Annotated in this window: 14 protein-coding genes; 9 read left to right on the top strand and 5 right to left on the bottom strand. The window is 64.5% G+C overall.

All coding sequences use genetic code 11. The features are described from left to right. Window positions 1–498: 498 nt before the first annotated feature. The 3 genes from KHZ24_01375 to KHZ24_01385 all read right to left on the bottom strand — a co-directional run bounded on the left by KHZ24_01375 (window position 499) and on the right by KHZ24_01385 (window position 4,991). A complete protein-coding gene (locus KHZ24_01375) occupies window positions 499–1,275 on the bottom strand; it encodes a molecular chaperone TorD family protein (protein ID MBS5449855.1) in 777 nt (258 codons plus the stop codon). A gap of 437 nt (window positions 1,276–1,712) precedes the next feature. Further along, complete coding sequence (locus tag KHZ24_01380) at window positions 1,713–2,342, bottom strand: 4Fe-4S dicluster domain-containing protein (protein ID MBS5449856.1); 630 nt, start codon at window positions 2,340–2,342, stop codon at window positions 1,713–1,715. A 27-nt stretch (window positions 2,343–2,369) separates the two neighbouring features. Next, window positions 2,370–4,991, bottom strand: a complete 2,622-nt coding sequence (locus tag KHZ24_01385) for a molybdopterin-dependent oxidoreductase (GenBank protein MBS5449857.1) — start codon at window positions 4,989–4,991, stop codon at window positions 2,370–2,372. 233 nt (window positions 4,992–5,224) lie between these two features. Here KHZ24_01385 and KHZ24_01390 point away from each other — a divergent pair, with 233 nt between their 5' ends. Continuing rightward, the gene (locus tag KHZ24_01390; protein MBS5449858.1) at window positions 5,225–6,130 is read left to right on the top strand and encodes a dimethyl sulfoxide reductase anchor subunit; all 906 of its coding nucleotides are present in this window, start codon (window positions 5,225–5,227) and stop codon (window positions 6,128–6,130) included. Window positions 6,131–7,594: 1,464 nt separating this feature from the next. After that, window positions 7,595–7,990: a response regulator transcription factor gene (locus tag KHZ24_01395; GenBank protein ID MBS5449859.1), complete on the top strand. Its 396-nt coding sequence runs from the start codon at window positions 7,595–7,597 to the stop codon at window positions 7,988–7,990. Between the two features lie 265 nt (window positions 7,991–8,255). On the opposite strand, the gene KHZ24_01400 is transcribed toward KHZ24_01395, so the two are convergent. After that, window positions 8,256–9,167 carry a LysR family transcriptional regulator gene (locus tag KHZ24_01400; protein ID MBS5449860.1) on the bottom strand — a complete coding sequence of 304 codons (912 nt, stop codon included), beginning with the start codon at window positions 9,165–9,167 and terminating at the stop codon, window positions 8,256–8,258. Window positions 9,168–9,423: 256 nt separating this feature from the next. Between KHZ24_01400 and KHZ24_01405 the strand changes: the two genes are divergently transcribed. The 4 genes from KHZ24_01405 (at window position 9,424) to KHZ24_01420 (ending at window position 13,896) form a co-directional block, all read left to right on the top strand. Continuing rightward, on the top strand, window positions 9,424–11,031 hold the full coding sequence (locus KHZ24_01405; GenBank protein ID MBS5449861.1) for an FAD-binding protein: 1,608 nt from the start codon (window positions 9,424–9,426) through the stop codon (window positions 11,029–11,031). Window positions 11,032–11,159: 128 nt separating this feature from the next. Beyond that, on the top strand, window positions 11,160–11,513 hold the full coding sequence (locus tag KHZ24_01410) for a helix-turn-helix transcriptional regulator (GenBank protein MBS5449862.1): 354 nt from the start codon (window positions 11,160–11,162) through the stop codon (window positions 11,511–11,513). A gap of 258 nt (window positions 11,514–11,771) precedes the next feature. Then, complete coding sequence (locus KHZ24_01415; protein ID MBS5449863.1) at window positions 11,772–13,172, top strand: FAD-dependent oxidoreductase; 1,401 nt, start codon at window positions 11,772–11,774, stop codon at window positions 13,170–13,172. Window positions 13,173–13,458: 286 nt separating this feature from the next. Further along, window positions 13,459–13,896 (top strand): MerR family transcriptional regulator, encoded by a 438-nt coding sequence (locus KHZ24_01420; GenBank protein MBS5449864.1) that lies wholly within the window; start codon window positions 13,459–13,461, stop codon window positions 13,894–13,896. A 55-nt stretch (window positions 13,897–13,951) separates the two neighbouring features. Here the strand turns inward: KHZ24_01420 and KHZ24_01425 are convergent, their stop codons facing one another. Further along, window positions 13,952–15,229 carry a hypothetical protein gene (locus KHZ24_01425; protein MBS5449865.1) on the bottom strand — a complete coding sequence of 426 codons (1,278 nt, stop codon included), beginning with the start codon at window positions 15,227–15,229 and terminating at the stop codon, window positions 13,952–13,954. 331 nt (window positions 15,230–15,560) lie between these two features. Between KHZ24_01425 and KHZ24_01430 the strand changes: the two genes are divergently transcribed. The 3 genes from KHZ24_01430 (at window position 15,561) to KHZ24_01440 (ending at window position 20,621) form a co-directional block, all read left to right on the top strand. After that, the gene (locus KHZ24_01430; protein ID MBS5449866.1) at window positions 15,561–17,051 is read left to right on the top strand and encodes a helix-turn-helix transcriptional regulator; all 1,491 of its coding nucleotides are present in this window, start codon (window positions 15,561–15,563) and stop codon (window positions 17,049–17,051) included. Window positions 17,052–17,414: 363 nt separating this feature from the next. Further along, on the top strand, window positions 17,415–18,743 hold the full coding sequence (locus KHZ24_01435) for a helix-turn-helix transcriptional regulator (protein ID MBS5449867.1): 1,329 nt from the start codon (window positions 17,415–17,417) through the stop codon (window positions 18,741–18,743). Between the two features lie 318 nt (window positions 18,744–19,061). Beyond that, complete coding sequence (locus KHZ24_01440; GenBank protein MBS5449868.1) at window positions 19,062–20,621, top strand: FAD-dependent oxidoreductase; 1,560 nt, start codon at window positions 19,062–19,064, stop codon at window positions 20,619–20,621. Window positions 20,622–20,760 lie beyond the last annotated feature (139 nt).

The following is a 20,760-nucleotide window of genomic DNA, read 5'->3' on the forward strand; positions in this document are numbered from 1 at the left end:
CTCTGGACGTGGAACGCCCTCTCCCTGTCGCTGTACACGCGGCCTCCGTCCCGACCGGGTAATCCCCCGGTCCAACTTCCTGCCGCACCCCCGATATGTACGATTCCGAGACCGTACGGGCGGTGATACGCCGCAATGCGACCGTATCTCCGCAGGTAGATAATGCGCAGTATTTCCTAGCGAGCAACTCATATCGTACACTTCGCGCCATTTTGTAGCACGCGATTTCACGAAGCACGGTTTTGTAGCACGCGTGCACCGCTACGCCCGAAACCGCAGTGCCCCTGGCGGCCGCGTGCCTCGAAGCCCGCAAGCAAAAGACACCCCACCGGCCAGAACTCAGGCTCGTGTATGGGCACCCCGCGCCGTCCAGCGCCGGCGCGTCACGAAATCCCAGGTCACGCCGGGCCGAGAATCCCTCCCGCGGAGAATCCGCTCGGCAGTGGCATGCACGAGCCCGATTCCTGGCCAGTTTCCCGGCTCAGCGGAACAAGACGCCTAACGCGCCTCGTGCTTGAGCGGAAAATCCGCAGGGTCGAGCGCCACAACAGCCGCAGCGCCGAGCCGGCCAGCCGCCCAGGCAAGGATCTCGCGAGCAAGTATGGCCGTCGCCCGGTACAGCCCGCTGCGGGCCTGCATCTCGACGTGCGGCAGGTAGACGGGAGCAAACACCAGCAGATGCTCGCCCAGGAACCGACGCAGCTCGCACGACGCGCCTGCGGCTGCCTCACCAGCAGCGTCAGCGCCGGCAGCAGCCACCTGCGCAAGATAGGTGCACTCGAGGCCAAAGTGGTCGCACGGCTCGTTACGGCCGGTGCCCAGCGTGAGGCCGTGACGCTCGTAGTCCGCCTTGACCTGTGCCGTCGGCGGCCCGAACAGCGTGCGATCCTCCGTGCGGTACACCGACTCGTAGGGGCTCGTTCGGCTGACGCTCACCTGATAGAACAGGTAGGCGCGATCCTGCCGCATCTCCGCCATCATCGCGGCGCGCCCCTCGTCGCCCGCCTCTCCGTACGCCGTCAGCACATCGCAGAGCGCGCGTGCACCCTCCGACGCCACCGTCGAGAACGGCGGCGCCAGCAGCAGTTCGCGCGCGTCGGCCAGCTGATCGACAACGCCGGCCTCAGGCTCCTCCCAGAACAGTCGACCCAGGACACCGAAGATCACCGCGAGCGCCTCGAACTGTGCGGCATCAAGCACGGTCGCCTCGGCAGTCCCACCGCACGTCTCCGCCGCAGTCTCGCACCCGCACGCGCCCTTCGTCTGCTCGCTCATCGAACGTCCCCCTCGTCCCTGGTCGTCTCTTCTCGAAAGAGTCCCACACGCGCGGCCACTTCGCCAGCACGCCGCATCCACATCTCTGCGCGGCCAGGTGCCCGAGCTCGGCCGCGCATCTTATACGCACGGTAGCCCAGCGCGCTCACGCCACGCGCCCGTCGACACGCCCCTCGGCCCGGCCTTCCCACCTCCGGTCCGCACGTATTGCGCGCCCATGCGCACGCTCGCTCCGCCAGCGCGTTCACGCCCCCTGCGCGCACGCCCCTCGCGCGCCCTGCGCACCCCCTCACGAGCGCAGGACCCCGGCTCGCGCGCCTCGCCGAAGCCCCCGCCAGCGGGCCACGCGCACCCGCCAGCGCACCTCGCCCGCACGCCCCGTGCACGCCCGGGCGCCCGCCTCGTGCTCGCGGGTGCCCGGGCTCAGTCGCGCAATCCTAGCGGTGCGCCAGGTCGGCCAGGCCGAGCTCGGCCGGGTTGACGACCTCGCCGCCCTTCACCGAGTCGCGGTGCGGGTTGATGACGACGTTGGGCTTCGTCGCGTCGCCGAACAGTGCGATCGTGCAATTGTCACCGTACTTAGCACGCAGGTCGTCGATCGGCCCGAACTCGAGCGCGCGCACGGGGCAGGCCGTGGCGCACGCGGGGTGCGGCACACCATCCTCACCGATCTCGTCAGAGCACAGCGTGCACTTGATGGACTTCTTCAGCGTCTCGCTCACGAACGGATGCGAGTACGGGCACGCCATCACGCACGCGCCGCAGCCGATGCACACCTCGTGGTCGGAGCGCACGATGCCGTCGGCATGCTTCTGCATGGCGCCGGTCGGGCACTGGGCCACACACGCAGGCTCATCGCACTGCTGGCACGTCAGCGAGACGTAGTAGGCAAACGCCGTGTTCGTGAACGCGCCGTTCTCGTCAGTCGTGAACTCGCCGCCGCCTAGCTCGAACACCTTGCGGATCTTCTCGGTGCCTTCGAGGTTATTGCGGTCCATGCACGCCGTCATGCACGCCTTGCAGCCCGTGCAGATCTCCGTGTTCACATAGAAGCCGTACTGAGTCATGGTCGTCCTCCTCTCCTGGGTCCGGGCCTAGAGCTTCTTGACGGCGGCGTGGTTCGTGTGCACGCCGTTGCCCTTGCTGATGGGCGTCGGGCGCACGCTCGTGAGCACCGAGACGCATCCGCCCAGGTCAACGTTGTCGTAGCTGCCCACCATGTCCGCGTCGGTGCTCTGCGGCTCGTACCAGGCGCCCTGCGGCAGGCTCAGCACGCCGGGCATGATGCGCGACGTCACCTTAGCCGTGATCTGCACGCGGCCGCGCTCGTTGTAGACCTCGACGAGCTCACCGTTCTCGATGCCGAGCTGCGCCGCATCCTGCGCGTTGATCCACAGCTGCTGAGGGGCGACTTGCTTCATCCAGTCGACGTTGCCGTAGCTCGAGTGGACGCGCGTCTTCTGATGCTGGCCGATGAGCTGGAACGGGTACTCGTCGGCACCGTCCGTGTCGCCGACGCCCTCGGGCGCCACGAAGTACTCCGGCAGTGGATGGATCTCGCCCTTGCCGTCGTCAGGCAGGTAGCCGCCGCCCGTGACGTCCCACTGCTTCGAGATGTTGTACGCCTGCTTCGAGAAGACCTCCCACTTGCCGGAGGGCGTCGCGAGCTTCTCAGGCTTCTCGTAGACGCGCGGCGTGTGGTCGTCCGTCTGCTTGAACAGGCCCTGCTCCTTGAACGCCTCGAACGTGTCGGGCAGGTCGGCGCCGGCCTCGATGGCCTGGTCGTACAGCCAGTGGACCCAATCCTCCTGCGTCTTGCCCTCGCTGAACTCGTCGAGCACGCCGAGCTTGTCTGCGAGCAGACAGCACACCTCGTAGACCGGCTTGGCCTCGAACAGCGGCGCGACGGCCGGCGACTCGCACAGCGCGAAGCCCGTCCACGCCGAGCCACCGGTGCAGACGTCCATCTCCTCGAAGCTCGTCGTACCGGGCAGGATGATGTCGCTGATCATGGCGGTCGGCGTCATGTAGACGTCGTCGGTCACGATCATCGTCAGGCCGGAGTCGTCCTCGTCAGGCAGGTTGTAGAGGCGCAGCATCTCGTTGATGTCGCCGTGCTGGCCCATCATGACGTTGGACGCGTAGTTCCAGATGAACTTGATCGGAGCCTTGAGCGCCACGGTGCCCGGCTCCTCGGCGTAGGTCATCGCGCCGGTGTTGTCGATGTTGCGCACGCCCCACGTGGCGTCGTTCATCGACTTGTAGTCCTCGATGGCGTGGTACCAGTCGAAGAAGCTGACGCATGTCGTGACGGTGTTCTTCTCGACGAGGTTGGGGATGGACGAGGGAATCGGGTAGCCGACGCCGCCCGTGCCCTCGCGCGCGCCGGTGCCGCCGCCCGAGATGCCAACGTTCTTCGTGAGCGCGGCGATCATGCCGATGGCGCGGGCGCTGTAGCCGCCGGCCATGTGACGCTGCGGGCCCCAGCCCTGGATCGTCGCTGTCGGGCCGTCGATGTAGAGCTCGGCAAGCTCCTCGATCTTCGCGGCGGGGACGCCGGTGATGCCCGCGGCCCACGTGCTGTCCTTGACGCCCGTGCCCTCGTAGGCGCCGGTGCCCATGAGGTAAGCCTCGTAGGACATGTCGCCCTCGACCGTGATGGAGCCGGTCTTGTCGTAGCCGAAGAACGTATTGTCCGGCGGCTCGGCCTGCTTGACCTCGTCGGCGAAGTTCGCGCTGTAGAAGCCGATGAAGTTCTGCTCGATGAACTCACGGTCGAGCTTGTCGTTGACCATAAGGTAGTGGACCATACCGGCCACGAGCGCCATGTCGGTGCCCGGGCGAATCGGGATCCACTCGTTGGCGACGCCGACGGCCGTGTCGGACAGGATCGGGTCGATGACGACGATCTTGGCGTCGGGGTTCTGCAGACGCACCTGCGTGATGAGGTACTGCATGGCAGAGCCGCTCATGCGCGTGTTGGCCGGGTTGTTGCCGAACAGCACGATGTTCTTGGAGTTCACCAGATCGGTGACCTCGTTGTTCGAGTAGGCGTCGCCGTTGAACAGCGGCAGCTCCCAGTTGATCTGACCCGTGGAGTAGTCGCAGTAGTGGCGCAGGTAGCCGCCGAAGCAGTTGAGCAGGCGGGCGAACGCCGTGTTGTCGGGCGCCCACGACTTGGAGACGGTGCCGCCGAGCTGGCCGGTGCCGTACTGGATGTAGAACGCGTCGTTGCCGTACTTCTCCTTGATGGAGATCATGGCGTCGGCGATCTCCTGGATGGCCTCGTCCCAGGTGATGGCCTCGTACTTGCCCTCGCCGCGCTTCGTGCCCGGCACGCGGCGCAGCGGCGTCTGGATACGCGAGTCGTTGTAGAGGCGCTGGCGGTTCGTGCGGCCGCGGACGCAGGAACGCATCTGGTAGATCTCGCCGGGGCCGAACGTGTCGCCGCCGTCGTCATCGATGCCGACGCGCACGACAGTGTCGTCCTTGACGAACATCTTGAGCGGGCAACGGCTGCCGCAGTTGACGTGGCAGCCACCCCACGTGACCTTGTCGTAGTCAAACGGCACGCCCTCGGGCGCCGGCGGCAGAGCGTCAGCCGCAGACGAGGCAGCCTTCGCGTCGGCAGCCAGGGCCGCCTGCGAGACGCCACCGGCCAGAGCGCAGCTGCCGCCGAGCACGGCGGCCCACGTCACAAACGAGCGACGGCTCAGCGGCTCCGATGTAGCACACGCCATGGTTCTCTCCTCTCCCCTGTTCCTTCTCCCCATGCAGGCGAAACCCCTCCGAAGGCGTCAACGCAAGCCGCCCGGGCGCCCGCCCGCACATCGTGTCCTTTGTACGTCCTGGGCAGGGCGCGTCTGTCACATGCGCCATGTGACATGCTACGTTTGCGCAGGTAGATAATCCGACTTTATGGGATGGGCCACCGGAAGGAGAGGGGTGCATGGGAGGGGCGACGTTTGCGTTCAACGCCATAGAGCTCGTCGTGTTCACGACGCTGGCTCCGTCGGCAGCCGTCGCGTATGCCATCGTGGCCAGCCGCTTCCTGCTAAGCCACGCTGACGATCGCGCGCGCCGGACACCCGTGCCCTGCACCGCCCTGTTCGTCCCGCTCGCCCTCGTCACGATCGGCTTCGTCGTGTCCGCGACGCACCTGGGCAACCCGGGCAACGCCCTGTATGTCTTCAACCGTGTGGGTCAGGCAGGGTTGTCGACCGAGGTCTTCTGCACGGGCCTTTTTCTGAGCCTGTCCGGTGGCTTCTGGATAGCGGCACAGCTGAAGCGCCCTCCCAAACTGCTTGAGAACATCTGGCTCGTCGCCACCGTGGCCGCCGCCGTGGCGTATCTCGTCAGCACCTCGCGCGTGTACTGCATGCCGACGATCCCCACGTGGAGCACGCCGCAAGCACAGGTCAGCCTTCTGTTGAACGCGCTAGCCGGCGGGCCACTCGTCGCCTGCGCTTGCCTGGGGCTCACGGGAAGCGAGCCCCTGCGACGTCGCGAGTGCCAAGCTCTGCTGGCAGGATCGGTGTTCGCGACACTGGCGAGCTGTGCGGTGCTCGTCTGGCAATGGCAGGTCGCAGCGGGGATGCGCAACGTCTTTGGGAGCGCAGGCAGCTTCGCACCACACTACCTGGCATTCGTGGGCGTCTATGGCGTCGGAATGCTGGCGGCGTGCGCGCTCGTGGGATGGGCGCTCGCGCGGATGGGCGGAGAGGCGCCGGCGGGAGGCGCCCTCCGGTCGCGGCGACGCCAGGCGGCCATTCTGCTCGCCGGCATCGCGCTCATGTACGTCGTCACGTTCCTCGTGCGCTTCCAGTTCTATCGTATGTATTTGACGCTTGCGTAGGCCGCGCGGGTTCCGCCCCGCAGCCGCCCGATCCCAGTAGCTCGGACACCCTTTGGAGAGGAGGCCCACCCCATGAGACTCGCCCAGCTCGCGCAGCCCCGTACGGCGCTGCTTGGTTTCGCGCTATTCCTCGCCGTCAACGCCACGTCAGTATGGGGCGGCGTCTTTCCCTTCCTGCCCCCGGAGTTCCAGATCTCGGCCGTCACGGTGTCGTTCTTCTCCGCGCAGACGATCGCCAGCGCCCTCGCCTACGGCGCGGCGGTGCTGAGTTCCTACTTCTTTGCGCGCTGGACAAACCGCGTCCTACCTCACATGGGCACCGTCCCCATGCTGCTGGGGTCGTGCGCGCTCATCGCAGCCATGTATGTGCGCCCATACGCGCTGTGGCTTGTCATCGGGTCGGGCGTGCTGCTCGGCGTGGGAAGCACCGGCATGATGCTCGTCTGGCAGCGCGTGCTCGCCTCGCAGGACTCCGAGCGCGCCACGATGCTCACGATCGCGGGAACGGGGGCGTCGGCGCTCATCTATTTCCTGCTGTGCCTGTGCCCACTGTCGGTGACGGCCTTTCTCGTGCCGCTCGTCTTTTTGCCGCTGTGCGGGACGGCGCTCGCGCTGAGCTACCGTGACGCCCATGCACGCGGGGGACTACCCGACGAGTCGCCTCGCGAGCACCCCCGCGTGTACGCCCGCGTCGTGCGCGACTACTGGCGCAGCGGGCTCACCGTGGGCAGCCTGGGATTCGTCGCCGGCGTCGTGCGGGCGATCGCCATCGAGAACGTCGACGTGGGGCAGGTTGTCAACGTCACATCGATGATCGGGTCACTCGTGTCGGCCGTAGCACTCATCGTGCTGTGGAGGCGCTTCTCGTTTCGGTTCAGCACGAGCCGAGCCATGCGCGTTGCCTTTCCCGCGCTCATAGCGGCGCTGGCGCTGCTGCCGTTTCTGAGCCGGACGTACCTGGACGTGTTCGCCGGGTTCGTGCACATGCTGTTCGCGTTTGCGCAGATGATCCTCATCGTGCAGTGTTTGCAAGCCGCGCGCGATCGCGGCGTGGATGCGGCCTTCGTCTACGGATTGTGCGGCGGCATCGCGACGGTGCTGCAGTGCCTGGGACTGCTGTGCGGCTGGGCAACGGGTGCGGCAGGTGTTGGGAGCGTGGCGGGCGGATCGGCCAGCGCGGCCGGGGTCGGCGGCATCGCAGCGAGCGTGATGGGCTCCGCAAGCGCCCCCGCGGCAGGCGGCATCAGCATGGGAAGCGCCGCGAGTGCAGCAGGCGCGGCGAGCAGTGTCGGCTCCGCGAGCGCCTTCGCAGCGGGCGGCGCGGGCGCGGCGGGCGTTACGAGCACCGCAGGTGCGCTGGGCGCGGCGGGCGGAGGGCAGGGGCAGATCGCGCTGGCGGCGCTGCTGTGCGCCTGTGCCCTGGGCATGGCGCTCTACCTCATCTGCGCAGGCGGGCGGCGCGCCATGAGCGAGCCAGCGGGCGACGAGGCCGAGTTCCTCTCGCTCGCCCCGCTGCGCGAGACCAGGAGCGCCCGCGGCGGCGGCAAAACCCGCGAGGAAGTTCCGGCTTCCGCGGCCACCGAGGTCGGCACACCCTCCGATGCGCCCCACGCCCCGATGCGCGACCGCATCTCGAAGCAGTGCGAGGCCATCCGCCTGCACTATCGCCTGTCAGCGCGCGAGACCGAGGTCATGGAGCACATCGCCCGCGGCGACACCGTGCCGCGCATCGCCACCGAGCTTGAGGTCTCCGAGAACACGGTGCGCACGCACGCGAAGCGCATCTATGCCAAGCTCGGCATCCACTCCAAGCAGGAGCTCGGCGACCTCATCGCACAGTTCCGGCCTGCGGAGGTGTAGGCCCTTCGCGGCCAGGAACCGTGCTAGTGTATGGGTCGAGCGCCCGCCCCCGACGGCGGCGCGCGTAAAACCGCAGGTCACCCGCATCCGAAGGCCGCCTCGAGGAGGCACGCGCCGAAGGGGGCCGTGCACGAGCTCGCTTCTTGGCCGCGATCCGGGGCCGCACGTGCGGGGCGCGCATCGCAGCGGCGGCGTGTGCCGATCGCGCCATCAAAATCGCAAGGCGCGCGCCGGGCCCTGGGCGCGAACGAAGCGGCTTGCGACTTCACCCCTCGCAGGCAGACAGCACCCGGCCGATTTTCTGGGCGAGCTCGGCGATGCGGGCGTCGGACGCGTCGGCGCGGTAGGCAGCGCACAGGGGATAGCGCAGCTCCCGCCCGTCAACCGTCGTCTTTATGACGATGTCGTCCCGATGCCCATAGAACGTCTCAACCGACTCGAACGCACATATGTGAAGCGTGTCTCCCAGCTCGGCCCGGGCAAGCTCCCCAACGTTGTCGGCATGGCGCAACCGGAACTGCGTGTGCACGTCCTCACCCAACATGGCACCAATTACGTCGCGCCACTCTTCGAAGAACGTCAGGCTCCCGATCGTCACCGTCGCTCCGTCGAGATCGGCCGACGTCAGTTCCTCGCGCGTAGCAAGCGGATGCGACGCCTGCATCGCAATGGCCCCGCGGCCATACCCCGCAGGCACGGTCGCATACTCGTGTTGGGGGTCAAGCGTGCCCAGCCTCTCGACAGCCGCCACGTCGGGCGTCAGCTCGATATCCGCTCGTCCGCTCACCAGCAGGTCGAAAAACGGCGTGTTCATGTCACTGCCCACAAACACAAACGCCGGATCATCGATCGCGGAGACGAGCCGAAACTCCCGCGAGTCCGCCCCTATCCCTGTGACGCGCAGCGGAGAGCCTTCCCTGTCGAGAGCCCTTCCCTCGGATCGCCCCTTCCCGTAGGCGTCGACAATCGCCTGGGCATAGCCCAGAAAAGCCGAGCCAGCCGGCGTGAGCGAGAACGTCGAGCTCGAGCGGTCGACCACCTCGAAACCGAGTTCCTTCTCCATAGCGGCGATGCGGCTGCTCAAGCTGGGCTGCGTCGTGTAGAGCTGCCGGGCCGCCCGTCCGAAGCCGCGACACTTCACAAGGGTGAGAAAGTCCGCCAGCGTTTCGATCTTCATGCCGTCCCCCGTTGCAACCCGTGCGTCCCACAGATGCCGTGCGACCCACCAAACCCGTGAGCTCATTCGATTTTCCCGTATCCCCACGGAAAATCGGTCCGCATTGCAAGCCATCCCATCGTATCCCATCGGCCGTGTTCGCGATAGGCTGGTGATGGCCCTGGGGAGGGCCGAGCAGCGACCACCGCATCGGCTGTCGGCCGCATGCGCCGCATCGCTCTGCATAAGGGGAACCATCGAGAGAAAGAAGACTGCCATGGAACTGAGCCGCCGAGACTTCCTCGCATCGTCAGCCGTCGTCGGAACGGGCGCCGTCACCCTCGCCGCGCTCGCCGGCGCCGCGTCCCCGGCATCCGCCGGCGAGACGCCGTGGGACAAGGAGGCCGATATCGTCGTCGTGGGCTCGGGCACGGCCGCCATGGGCGCCATCTCCGCCATGAGCCTCGGCGCCGAGTCCGTCATCCTGCTCGAGAAGAGCGGCGTCTGGGGCGGCACGTCGGCGACGTCGGGCTGCGGCAGCTGGGTGCCCTGCGCATACTGCCAGGCCGACGCGGGCGTCGAGGACACGCCCGAGATGGCTCGCGAGTACATGCTCAAGACGACGGGCGGCCGCGTTGACGAGAGTGTCGCGCTCGCCTACCTCGACGCCGCGCCCAAGTTCGTCCAGTGGACGCACGACACCTTTGACTGGGAGTGGTACTGCGGGCCCAACGGTGGCGACTACTTCGACGCCTACGAGGGCAGCCTCGGCGGCGGCCGCACCATATTCGTCAAGTTTGACGAGGGCAATCTGTGGAGCCATGCCGAGCAGATCGCGAACGACCTGGGCGTCGAGGTCCTGTTCGAAACGCCCGCGACCTCGCTTGTCACCGACGAGACCGGGGCGGTCGTCGGCGTGCTCGCCACGACGAAGGATGGGGCTGAGCTGCGCGTTCACGCCAAGAAGGGCGTCATCCTCGGCACGGGCGGCTTCGACCACAACCTCGCAATGATCAAGGCGTTCCAGCCGAACCGCCCCTACGTCACGAACGCCTCCATGGGCGACACCGGCGACGGTCATCTCATGGGCATGGCGGTCGGTGCCGACCTTGCTCACATGGACACGAACTGGGGCCTGCCGTGCTTCTACGACGGCGAGCTTGATCCCAGCGCCGACATGGTGACCGACTTCAGGACGAACGACTGGTTCATGTACCGGACGAAGCCCAACGCCATCGTCGTGAACAAGTACGGCAAGCGCTTCGGCAACGAGTCGAGCGCCTACGCCATCTTCAACCGAGCGTGGGAGGAGTGGGACACCGGACTGCAGGAGTACCGTAACCTGCCCGCCTACTTCATCTGCGACTCCGAGTTCACGCAGTACTTCACGCTGCCAGGCCAGGCGGCCGTGGGCGACCCGATGCCCGAGTACGTCGTCAGCGCCGACACCTTGGAGGAGCTCGCAGAGAAGCTGGGCATCGACCCAGAGGGACTGACGGCCGAGGTCGAGGCATTCAATGCGAACGCCGAGAAGGGCGCCGACCCCCAGTGGCACCGCGGCGAGAAGGCATACGACCAGAACACGTCGGCCGACATGACGTCGGGGCGCGACCTGCCGAGCATGAGCCTCGGCCCCGTGGCGACGGCCCCGTTCTACGGCGCGCTCTACGTGCCGGGCACCTGCGGCACGAACGGCGGTTTGCTCGTTGACGCGAACTCGCAGATCGTCAACGTGTGGGGCGAGACCATCCCCGGTCTGTACGCCGTCGGCAACTGCTCGGCCGGCGTATCGGGCGGCGCCTACTGCGGCGGCGGCATGACCATCGGAGCCGGCATCGTCATGAGCTGGGTCGCCGTACACCACATGCTGGGCATCGCGGAGTAGCCAGCCGCCGGCGCCGCGGGCGCACGACCCCGCGGCGCCGCGCATCCCGATAGATCCGGAAAACAGGAGCGCCCGCAGCATCTGGTTAGAGGTGGTGCGGGCGCTTTGCGTGTACGATTTAATGCTATATCGGACATAGCTACGCATATATTGCCGGCGCGCTCGGCATATCGGAGAACACCGTACGCGCCCATGTCCGCAACATGTATCGCAAGGTCGGCGTCACCCTCGCGAGGAGCCACTCACCCGCATCCACGAAGAATAGGCAGGCCTCGCTATCAGGATGTCTACCGTCCTCATTCGGGCCCGCGGCAGCATGCAGAGCTCGCCTCCAAGGGAGTCTTCGCACAAAACCGGGCGCCAGACGGCCAGGAATCGGGCCCGTGTATGGACCGCGCCCGCAGCGAGGGCCGAGCCTGTTTCCGACGGCAACGCCGCGAGCCTCGGCCCTGACGTTGCCGCAGGTAAATGCGCCGCAATAACAGCCACGCGAAATCGCAAGCCCGCCGCAATCAGGAGAGCCCATTCACCAGACCGATTCTTGTCCCAAAAACACCCTCGAACACGCAGGTCCCAGAAATCCCCCGCACGAGAAAACAGATCTTGCGCTTAAGTCTGGCCCCAACCTTTAGCCCGGCCATAATAGCCCGCCCCCACCCGCTTCCGCTCGGCCACTATGGCCGCCCCATACTCGGACCCGGCCGACGTCAAAGGGGCGTCGGCATCGGAAGGGGGCCAACATGGCATCTCGAGTTTCGCGCAGAACATTTGTAGCTGGCGCCGCCACAATCGCAGCCGGTGCTCTGGGCACAACGGCGCTTGCTTCTGAAAAAGAGCCAGATGCCGCGCAAGCATTCGACGATAGCTATGACGTCGTAGTCATAGGCTACGGATTCGCAGGTGCAATGGCCGCCCTGTCTGCTGCCGACGCCGGAGCCCAGAAAGTACTGCTCGTAGACTCAGCTCCGGAAGGCGAAGAGGGCGGCAACTCCCGCTTCTGCGCCCAAATCGTCGTCTACGGCCAGAACGAGGCAGAGCTTCGTTCTTACTACGACGCACTCGGCTGGCACATGGACCAGGATTCCGATGTGCTAGACGCCTACGTCGCGGGCATCATGGGCGTGCCCGACATCTTCAAGCGCATGGGTATCGAAGATCCCTGCATTTGGAGCGAGTTTGCCGCAACGGCAGAGGGCGAAGCCGGACAGGGCGGCAACGACGAAACGGACGCCCAGAAAATCAAGCGCTCCTTTGCTTCCATCTGCCCCGAATACCCCGAACTCGAAGGCGCGACCACCGTTGACGCCGTGACCATGCACCCCGCGTACTTTGACGGCGCGTTCTATCCCGTCGTCCAGGAAAATGTCCAGGCAAATGACGCCATCACCGTCTGGCTCGAATCGCCCGCAACTCACCTCATTCAAGATGGCAGCACGGGGACCGTTACAGGCGTTATCATCGAACACGAAGGCGCGGAGCTGCGCATTGGCGCTTCAGGCGTCGTCCTTGCCTGTGGTGGCTTCGAATGCAACAAGCAGATGATCCAGGATTATCTTGGCTGTCCGCGACTGGCACCGCTGGGAGGCATCCACAACTTCGGCGACGGCATTCGTATGGCCCAGGAAGTCGGAGCCGACCTGTGGCATATGCACAACTATGAAAGCCTTGGCATGCTCGGAGGCAACCAATACAAAGTTGAGGAGGGTGAGCGCGCAATCCTCATGCTCGCCGCGCGCTACAAGCCATCCGTCAAGGGAGCGTACATCTGCGTTGCCGAAGACGGGTCGCGCTTCCTGCGAGAAGACCAGACGGACCGTCACGGCCACCTATACAGCCACGGCATTTGGAAGATCCCAACCAGAGCTATCGCCCCTGGGCCGTGTTCGACGAGCAGCAGAAGACCGTACTCGAAGAAAACGGCCACATGCCCATCAACGTTGACGAGGTCATTGTGTCTGCCGCCGACGCCGCAGATCTCGCAAGCAAGATCGGTGCTGACCCAGGAATCCTCAGTCGCACGATCGAGCGCTTCAACAGCTATGCCGCAAACGGCGAGGACATCGAGTTCGACCGCGATCCCGAGAGCATGCGCGCGTTTGAGGGGACGCTGTACGCCCTGCCTCTGCAGCCCTCAGTTTTGAACACGCAGGGCGGACCACGCCGTAACGCAAAAGCGCAGGTTATCGATACAAATGGCAATCCCATCCCTGGGTTGTTCTCCGCCGGAGAGCTCGGCGGCGTCAACGCGTACTACTATCAGGGCGGTGGCAACGTCGCTGAGTGTCTGGTATTTGGCCAAATAGCCGGCACAAACGCGGCGACGGGCATTAAGTAGTCCCGCAAACGACGCGAGCAAGCTCCACCACGCACTTAGCCGAGAGGGGCACCTCGCCATACCATGGCGGGGTGCCCTATACTTCTGAGGAAATGGCACAGCAGGCGACGGTCAGGATATCCGCAATGCCACAGGAAAGCGCGCAGGGGAAAACGTACACCATCGCAACGCTTCTGAACGTCCTTGACATATCTCGCGGGACGCTGCGCTACTACGAGCAGATCGGGCTCGTACGGCCAGGGCGTGATCCCGAGACCGGCTATCGTTCGTACTCAAACGACGACGTTTTTCGTGTCGCCGCCTGCTATATGCTCAAAAATGCGGGGTTTTCTGTTCAAGATGCACAGACCCTCATAAGCAAGATTCACGATGCACCTGAACTCATCGACATGCTCTGGCAAGAAAACGAACGACAGCGCGTGTGGCACGAGACAATGTGCAAAACGCTCTCAGTATTGAGAAAACTCTGCGATGCAAAGGCGCCGCGGAATAGGCGGCGCACGCAAATAGCCTCGAGGCCGCAGGCATAAGCACCGCAGCCCCGAGGCGTCATCGCGTCGCCATCCCCCTTAGATCAGCCCGCCATTACTCGCCTTCAAGCACATACGTGCCATCGGGATTGGCGCCAATGATTTTGTTGCCGTCGGGATCGATAATGCTCCCATCCAGTGCGCGCCACCAGCCCAGATTGAAGTCGAGATCGTACGCCCAATCGGGAAGCGTGTAGACATCCTTGCCGTACGCGTTCTGGAGAATAACTTCGCCAGCCTGGTCCTCGCCCTCGGGATACCTGTCCAGCAGACCATCGCCATCCATGTCCAGACCATTGACCTTGCCGGCCGGCTGCTCGAAATCAAGGCCGATCTCCTGCGTGACGTTCACGATCTGCATGACATCGAAGTACATGTAGTTGAGCGACCCCTTGAGAGCGGCAAGCAGGTTTGCATCGGCATTCGCACGTTCGATATAGGCGCTACGCTCCTCGTCCGTCGTGAAGTTCAGCGCCGCAGCATCACCCGTCGCACAACCCCAGAACTGCTCAATCGAGCGGTACTGATCCTCGCCAGCATCCTCTCCCCAGCCCGGGACAGACGACCACACGCCGCCAACAAGCCACGTGGTCGTCGTGGGCATGAGTCCATCGTAGTAGTCCTGAGGAGCCACCTCACGACGGATATAGTGGTCAAGCTTAACCTCAACATTGAGGACGTTGCGGCCCTCCCATGCCTCCGACAGACCGTAGTGACTCACGAGCGCACCGTCAATCGCGAGAGAGCCGCGGCCGTTACGAATGAAGTTTTCAACGGTCTGGCCCGGCGCCATATAGCACACGATCTGCCACTTATCGGAAGGCTCATACCCCTCAAGCTCGTGATTCTCAATTGCAAGCTCCGTATTCGGCGGAATGGCTCCCCAGTATGACCCGATGGAGACATTTGCCGACCCGTTGGGGTTCGTCGTGAGCCACAGGACAGATCGGGTGATCGGGTCGGAATACGGACCGCGATACACGCGCCCATTCAGCGGAGAACGCCAATCCGTATCAAAGCCCGTGGCAGGGTACAGAGTGTAGTTGCCGTAGTACGGCGTTGCCCGGTTGATATACAGGTAATGCGAGGAATCGGCGAGGAACTGCAGGGCCGCTTCAAACTGCTCGCCCTCAAGCACGGCCTTCGACATCGAGTCCGTCGCGTGCGTATACGTGTCGACCATATCCGCCATCTCGAACTCAGGGTTATCCTTCTCGCCAGAGACAGCCTTCTCGTTGGCACCCGCCACCCCGGCGATGCCCATACCAGCCACGCATGCAGCGCCCACCGCAGCACCCTTGACAAAACCCCTGCGCGTCGTCGTGTTACTCATTGTGACCCCCTTTTCACAGTTTCCAGTACGTGTCTCTTGCAACCGCAATTAGCGTGCATGCCATACCGAATGGCCCTGAATGGCATGTGCTACGAACAAGACGCTATATCCCTCGTCCTCAAACTCCCTCACCCGTACGGTGGTATTTCCTTATTTCTGCAGGTAGACAGACTAAAAAGCAATGTCAACCACAGAGGGCCAGCTTGAGCTCGTTTCTGCCCCCCGTGTCTTTGCGCTCAAACAAAAACCCGGAGGTGTTCCCGGCGGGTGACGATCAAGAACGCAGCGTCTTACAATGAGACGGTCACGCAGTCGAACGACAGGGGGGCACGTGACATCGCACAACAAAGCCGCCGTGCTATCCCGTCGAGCAGACAGACGCCTCGCCCTGATGTGCGCCATAGCCATCACAGCCCAGACGTATCAGTTCTGGCTCGCCGGACATGGCATCCTCTCATACGCGCGTGCGATCCTCCCGTTCGCGTCTGAGGCACAATCGATCATAGGGGCACTCGCCGAAGTCGGCATCCTTCTCGCGGCCCTACGGGCACCCCGCCTTCTTCAGCCGAGGCCCCTGCTTATTTGCACGATTCTCTGTTGCGCGACGGGAGCCACGCTTCTCGAAATCGAACCGGCTACGCCGCACGCCATCCTATTGGGCCTCGCCGCTCGGCGGGCAGGACTCATTTTCGGGTTCTATCTCATCGGCATATCACTCTCGAAGATCACCAATACCCGTCTCGTGGCAGCGTCCACGTCAGCCGCCGTCATCCTGGCCACATGTATCGCAACGGTTGCGCCGGCACCAGCTTTTCGCATTTCGGTGCTGCTCGATGCGCTGCTCACGATCGTCTGCATCGCCCCTACGTGGGAGACCGCCGAACAGACGATCAAAGACATCGCCTCAAGCCCCGGCGTTGAGGTGCGAGCACTTACGAATCCCCGGTCATTTCTTCTCCCTAACAATCAGGTGTTCCTGCTCATGTTCATCTTCTCGGTAGCGGTCGGATTCGGCTCCGTGTTGCGCATGGACTCCCTTGCGCCGCTCACGAGCAATCTCAGCATCTTCATGCTCATCGGCAGTGTGACACTATTCCTGCTGGCCCCCTCCAGGCGCGAAGACGCCCTGTTCACGACCTCGATTCTCTTGGTTGCAGCCGGATTCCTAGCCGCTCCCATCACGGGGCTAGGAGTGGGCGTCGCGAACGCTTTCCTGTATGCAGGCCGCCTTGCGTTTAGCGTCCTTGCATGGGCGGCGCTTTCCTCCTTATGCGCACGGAACCCAGCAGGTTCGATGATGGTATTAGCATGCGGGGAGTTCGCGAACGACACCGGCGCGCTCATCGGAGGCGGCATCGGAAATCTCTGCAACACATTGCTCGTTGACCAGCCGCAAATCGCTGCAGTTTTGACCAGCTGCGTCGTGTTGTTCATGCTCGCTTATGCGCTTACCGGTCTGCGCACGTTCTCATTCGCCGCCACGATCCACGCGGTGGAACCCGCCGGGCCCATGCCCCTACCCAACTCCGCAGAGGAGCGGCGTAAGCCGCTGGATAGCGCCTGCCAGAGGCTCTCCACCCAGTATGGATTAACCGCTCGCGAGCAAGAGGTACTGGGCTTGCTCGCCCGAGGTCATAACGGATACCACATTCGAGATGAGTTGAGTCTCTCGTACAACACCGTCAAGACGCACGCCAAGCACGTCTATGCAAAACTGGGAGTGCATTCTCAACAGGACGTCATCGACATCGTCGAGAGAGAAGCGGCGCTCGGCAATGCGGCAAACCCCGCCCCGCAGCGCGCCCGTCGCTCATCCGCGTAGCAGGTATCATGGCAACTGGATCAGGACGGCCATGGCGTGGCGAGGGGGACAGGCGACGTGAAACAGGTGCTGCGCGCATCCCTCGGATACGGCATCGTGTGCGGGCTGATGTTCCCACTGATGATTTCGAGCACATATCTGCAGGCCATGAGCCTATCGCACGGAGCCGGCGATTCGTTTGGGCTCATGTTCTTCGCGGCGTACGCGCTCACGATGCTGGCACACGCCATCGTCTGCGGCGCCACCGCGATATCCGACCACCACGACACGCGCCGGCAGCGCCGTACAAAACAGTCGAGGCGCGGCGCGGAAGATCTACGCCTCCCCATCGGCCTGCTTTGCGCCTTTCTGGGAAATGCACTTATGCTACTACGCCAGATCGATGCATTCGATCTTGGCCTGCTCCAGACCATCGCCATGGCCCTGCTCATCGGAGTCGGCCTCGCCACAGCAGAACTCTCCTGGCTCGAACGACTTGCGTACCAGACAGCGGCAGTTCCCCACGCACGTGCCATCGCGCTCTCTTATTTTGTTGGGGCTATTATCGCAAGCGTCATTTTCGTCGCAACAGGACCGATCGAGCTGGGCTTTGCCTTAGCAATCCTCCTCTTGGCAGCCCTGCTTAGCATCCGCATCCCAATGACACCCGACCATGCCAACAACCCCTCAAACGAGGAGCCTCCCGACGGCCCACGGCCCGCAACAGCAGCGAACTTCGTCAAAGCAACGCTGCTCCTCATCGTCTTTTCATTCGTGTTCGGCGCCGTCAGCCAGGCCAGCGCCCTTGCCGAACGCAACATCGCCCTTACCGAGGCCCAGGCCATCGTCGGCATCGCCATCGCTGCCGGGTTCATGCTTTTGACGACGCGCCGCCCATCAGCTCGGCAGGCCATCGATCTCTATTGGGTGCTCTTTCCCATCGTAGCCATTACGCTTGTTGCGCTTCCCTTTCTCTCATCTCCCGCCGTTCTTACCGTCGCCGTGACGCTCGTGTTTATTGCGTTCTACCTGATCGGTATGCACGTTCGTTCCCAAGTAGGAAACCTGGAGCTCCCATCCCCCTCGCTGAGAACGGCGCTGACGAGCCTTGCACTTGGATTAGGAGCCGCGGCCGTCCTTGCCGGCGTCCTCATGGGAGCCAACGCGCTCTCTACAAGCAACCCAAGCGCAGGGCTAACAGCCATCGCGCTCGTCTCGCTCTTCGTGCTCTCCATAAGCCCCGCCATCGTTCGCCTAATCGAGCAGCACGGCACGATAGCTGACAGCGCGAAACAAAGTGAGGGCACTAACCCGATCCCGACCGACACGACGGACCTCAATAACGAGGCGATGTATGCGAGCCGAGGGGACATGCCGAAGACAACCGCCCTCCCTGGCGATCGGCACAGCAGCGCGCCCGACCCCTCCCTCTGGCAAACGACATACCCACCTGTCGTTGACACACAAGCGAAATCACAACCACCAGCCCCCTCTTCTTCGCAGCTGTTTGCTGAAGCCCACGGCCTAACGCAACGCGAGGCCGAGGTGCTCGTGCTGATCTGCCAAGGGCGCACGCGCACCTACATCGCCGAGGAGCTTGGCATCTCGCCCAACACGGTGAAGGGGTACATCCACGGCGTCTATCAAAAGGCCGGCGCCGCTAACAAGCAGGATCTCATTGATCGCGTTGAGACGTGGGGAAAGCAGGGCTAGACCGCCCGAAGCTCGCGGAGCAACCTCGATTCCCGAGCACAGCTCTCCCGCCATCCCCTCTCGCAAACCCCAGTTCGCAGACCCACCATCCTCGTCAACCCTCCACTTTGGCCGGGCTCTCCTCGAGCAACGGCAGGCCAGCCGGGCGCCCATACCACCCACTTTGGCGCTGCCTCGCGCATCACGCCCCTGCCATGCTGCAAGGCGTCCGCACGGGGCAGCAGGCCCGCGCCCAGGCGCGTCCCACCGCACAGGCTGGACGCGCCTGCCAGGCCACGTTCCGCTGCCCACAACACGTACTCGAAAGGAGAACCCACCATGGAACGTCACGTCATCTCGCGCAGGTCCTTCGTCGCCGGCAGCGTTGCGGCCGCCAGCGCCACCGCCCTCGCCTCCGCCTCGCTCGCCCCGGCCATGGCCCAGGCCAGCGAGACCGCCAAATCCACCTCGGCCGCATCCGACACTGCCGCCGCCCAGCCCGACACCATCTACGCCGCCGCCGAGATCCCAGCCGAGGCCTCCGAGACGAGAGAAGCCGACATCGTCGTCATCGGCTCGGGCATCGCGGGCATGAGCGCCGCCGCCGAGGCGGCACTGGCCGGCGCCAAGGTCATCGTCCTGGAGAAGCGAGACATCACGGGCGGCGACTCGTCCATCTGCACGGGCAACTTCTATTGCTGCGGTTCCAAGAAGCAGGATGAGCTCGGCTACACCGATTACGGCACGGCCGACGAGATCGCCCAGTTCTACTTCGACCAGTCCGACGGCGACGCCAACAAGGAGATCTGCCAGCTCGTGGCCGAGCGCGGCGGTGAGGCGATGGACTGGCTCGTCAGCAACGGCTGCGACTTCGACAAGAAGCCCGGCGAGGGCGTCTCCGACCGCTCCATGGTCTCCACCAACGGCGGCTCGGGCCTCGTCGACGCGCTTACGGCCGTTGCCCAGGAGCACGGCGCCGAGCTCATGATGGAGACACGCGCCGTCGAGATCACCATGGAGGACGGCAAGGCGGCCGGCGTCGTGGCTCGCCAGGGGACAACCGAGTACGTCATCTCAGCCAAGGCCGTCGTGCTCGCCTCGGGTGGCTTCGACGGGCAGGACTGGTCCAAGCAGATGTACGCCCCGGGCACCGTGGGCTGGCACACGTTCTCGAGCCCGGCTAACACCGGCGACGGTATCGAGCTCGCGCGTCAGGCTGGCGCGCTCATTCTGCTCAAGGGCGGCCTGTCGCAGATCCACCTTGTGGGCAAGGAGCCGCTCATGCTCAACGACCCGCACTCGGTGCTGCGCATGGTGAACACGGGCGTCTTCGTGACCGACCTGGCCTATCGCTGCGCCAACGAGTCGATGACCAGCCAGTTCGACTACTTCACGCCGTTCGTCCAGAGCGGCCGCAAGCAGTTCTTCATCATTTGTGACTCCCAGCAGCCCGAGAATCGTATGACGCTGATGGAGGAAGGCGTCGAGCTGGGCGTCGTCAACAAGGCCGATACCCTTGAGGACCTGGCCGAGCAGACCGGGCTGCCCACCTACCCGCTTATGAAGACGATCGAGCACTACAACGAGCTGTGCGACGCCGGCGAGGATACCGACTTCCACAAGAAGCCCGAGGACCTGCAGCGCATCGAGCAGGCGCCGTTCTACGCCATCCAGATCACGCCGAACACGAACGACTCGTTTGGCGCGCTGGCCATCAGCACGAATGCCGAGGTGCTCGATGCCGAGCGCACGCCCATTCCCGGCCTGTACGCCGCCGGCACCATCGCCAACGCCGAGCTGTTCTACATGCGCTACGCCGTGAGCGGCGCGTCGCTGTGCATGGGCACCGTCACCGGCCGCATCGCCGCCCAGCAGGCCATGGCCTACTACGGCGCATAAGAGCCACCGAACAGACCAGCGCGCCCATGAGACCACGCCGCCTCACGGGCGCGCCCCCAACCGAGCAGCCGAATATGACGCCGCCCGCCCCCGAAAGCCTCGCGGACGGGCGGCGCACCCAGGTACTCGCGCGCGCAGA

This window comes from Coriobacteriia bacterium, from assembly GCA_018368455.1.
Lineage (GTDB): Bacteria > Actinomycetota > Coriobacteriia > Coriobacteriales > UMGS124 > JAGZEG01.

What these genes read in the sequence shown, in the direction of transcription:
- KHZ24_01390 (MBS5449858.1), top strand. Translation starts at nt 5,225, where the DNA reads ATGGGAGGGGCGACGTTTGCGTTCAACGCCATAGAGCTCGTCGTGTTC.
- KHZ24_01400 (MBS5449860.1), bottom strand. Translation starts at nt 9,167, where the DNA reads ATGAAGATCGAAACGCTGGCGGACTTTCTCACCCTTGTGAAGTGTCGC.
- KHZ24_01435 (MBS5449867.1), top strand. Translation starts at nt 17,415, where the DNA reads ATGCTACTACGCCAGATCGATGCATTCGATCTTGGCCTGCTCCAGACC.
- KHZ24_01420 (MBS5449864.1), top strand. Translation starts at nt 13,459, where the DNA reads ATGGCACAGCAGGCGACGGTCAGGATATCCGCAATGCCACAGGAAAGC.
- KHZ24_01375 (MBS5449855.1), bottom strand. Translation starts at nt 1,275, where the DNA reads ATGAGCGAGCAGACGAAGGGCGCGTGCGGGTGCGAGACTGCGGCGGAG.
- KHZ24_01440 (MBS5449868.1), top strand. Translation starts at nt 19,062, where the DNA reads ATGGAACGTCACGTCATCTCGCGCAGGTCCTTCGTCGCCGGCAGCGTT.
- KHZ24_01415 (MBS5449863.1), top strand. Translation starts at nt 11,772, where the DNA reads ATGGCATCTCGAGTTTCGCGCAGAACATTTGTAGCTGGCGCCGCCACA.
- KHZ24_01380 (MBS5449856.1), bottom strand. Translation starts at nt 2,342, where the DNA reads ATGACTCAGTACGGCTTCTATGTGAACACGGAGATCTGCACGGGCTGC.
- KHZ24_01425 (MBS5449865.1), bottom strand. Translation starts at nt 15,229, where the DNA reads ATGAGTAACACGACGACGCGCAGGGGTTTTGTCAAGGGTGCTGCGGTG.
- KHZ24_01395 (MBS5449859.1), top strand. Translation starts at nt 7,595, where the DNA reads ATGAGCGAGCCAGCGGGCGACGAGGCCGAGTTCCTCTCGCTCGCCCCG.
- KHZ24_01405 (MBS5449861.1), top strand. Translation starts at nt 9,424, where the DNA reads ATGGAACTGAGCCGCCGAGACTTCCTCGCATCGTCAGCCGTCGTCGGA.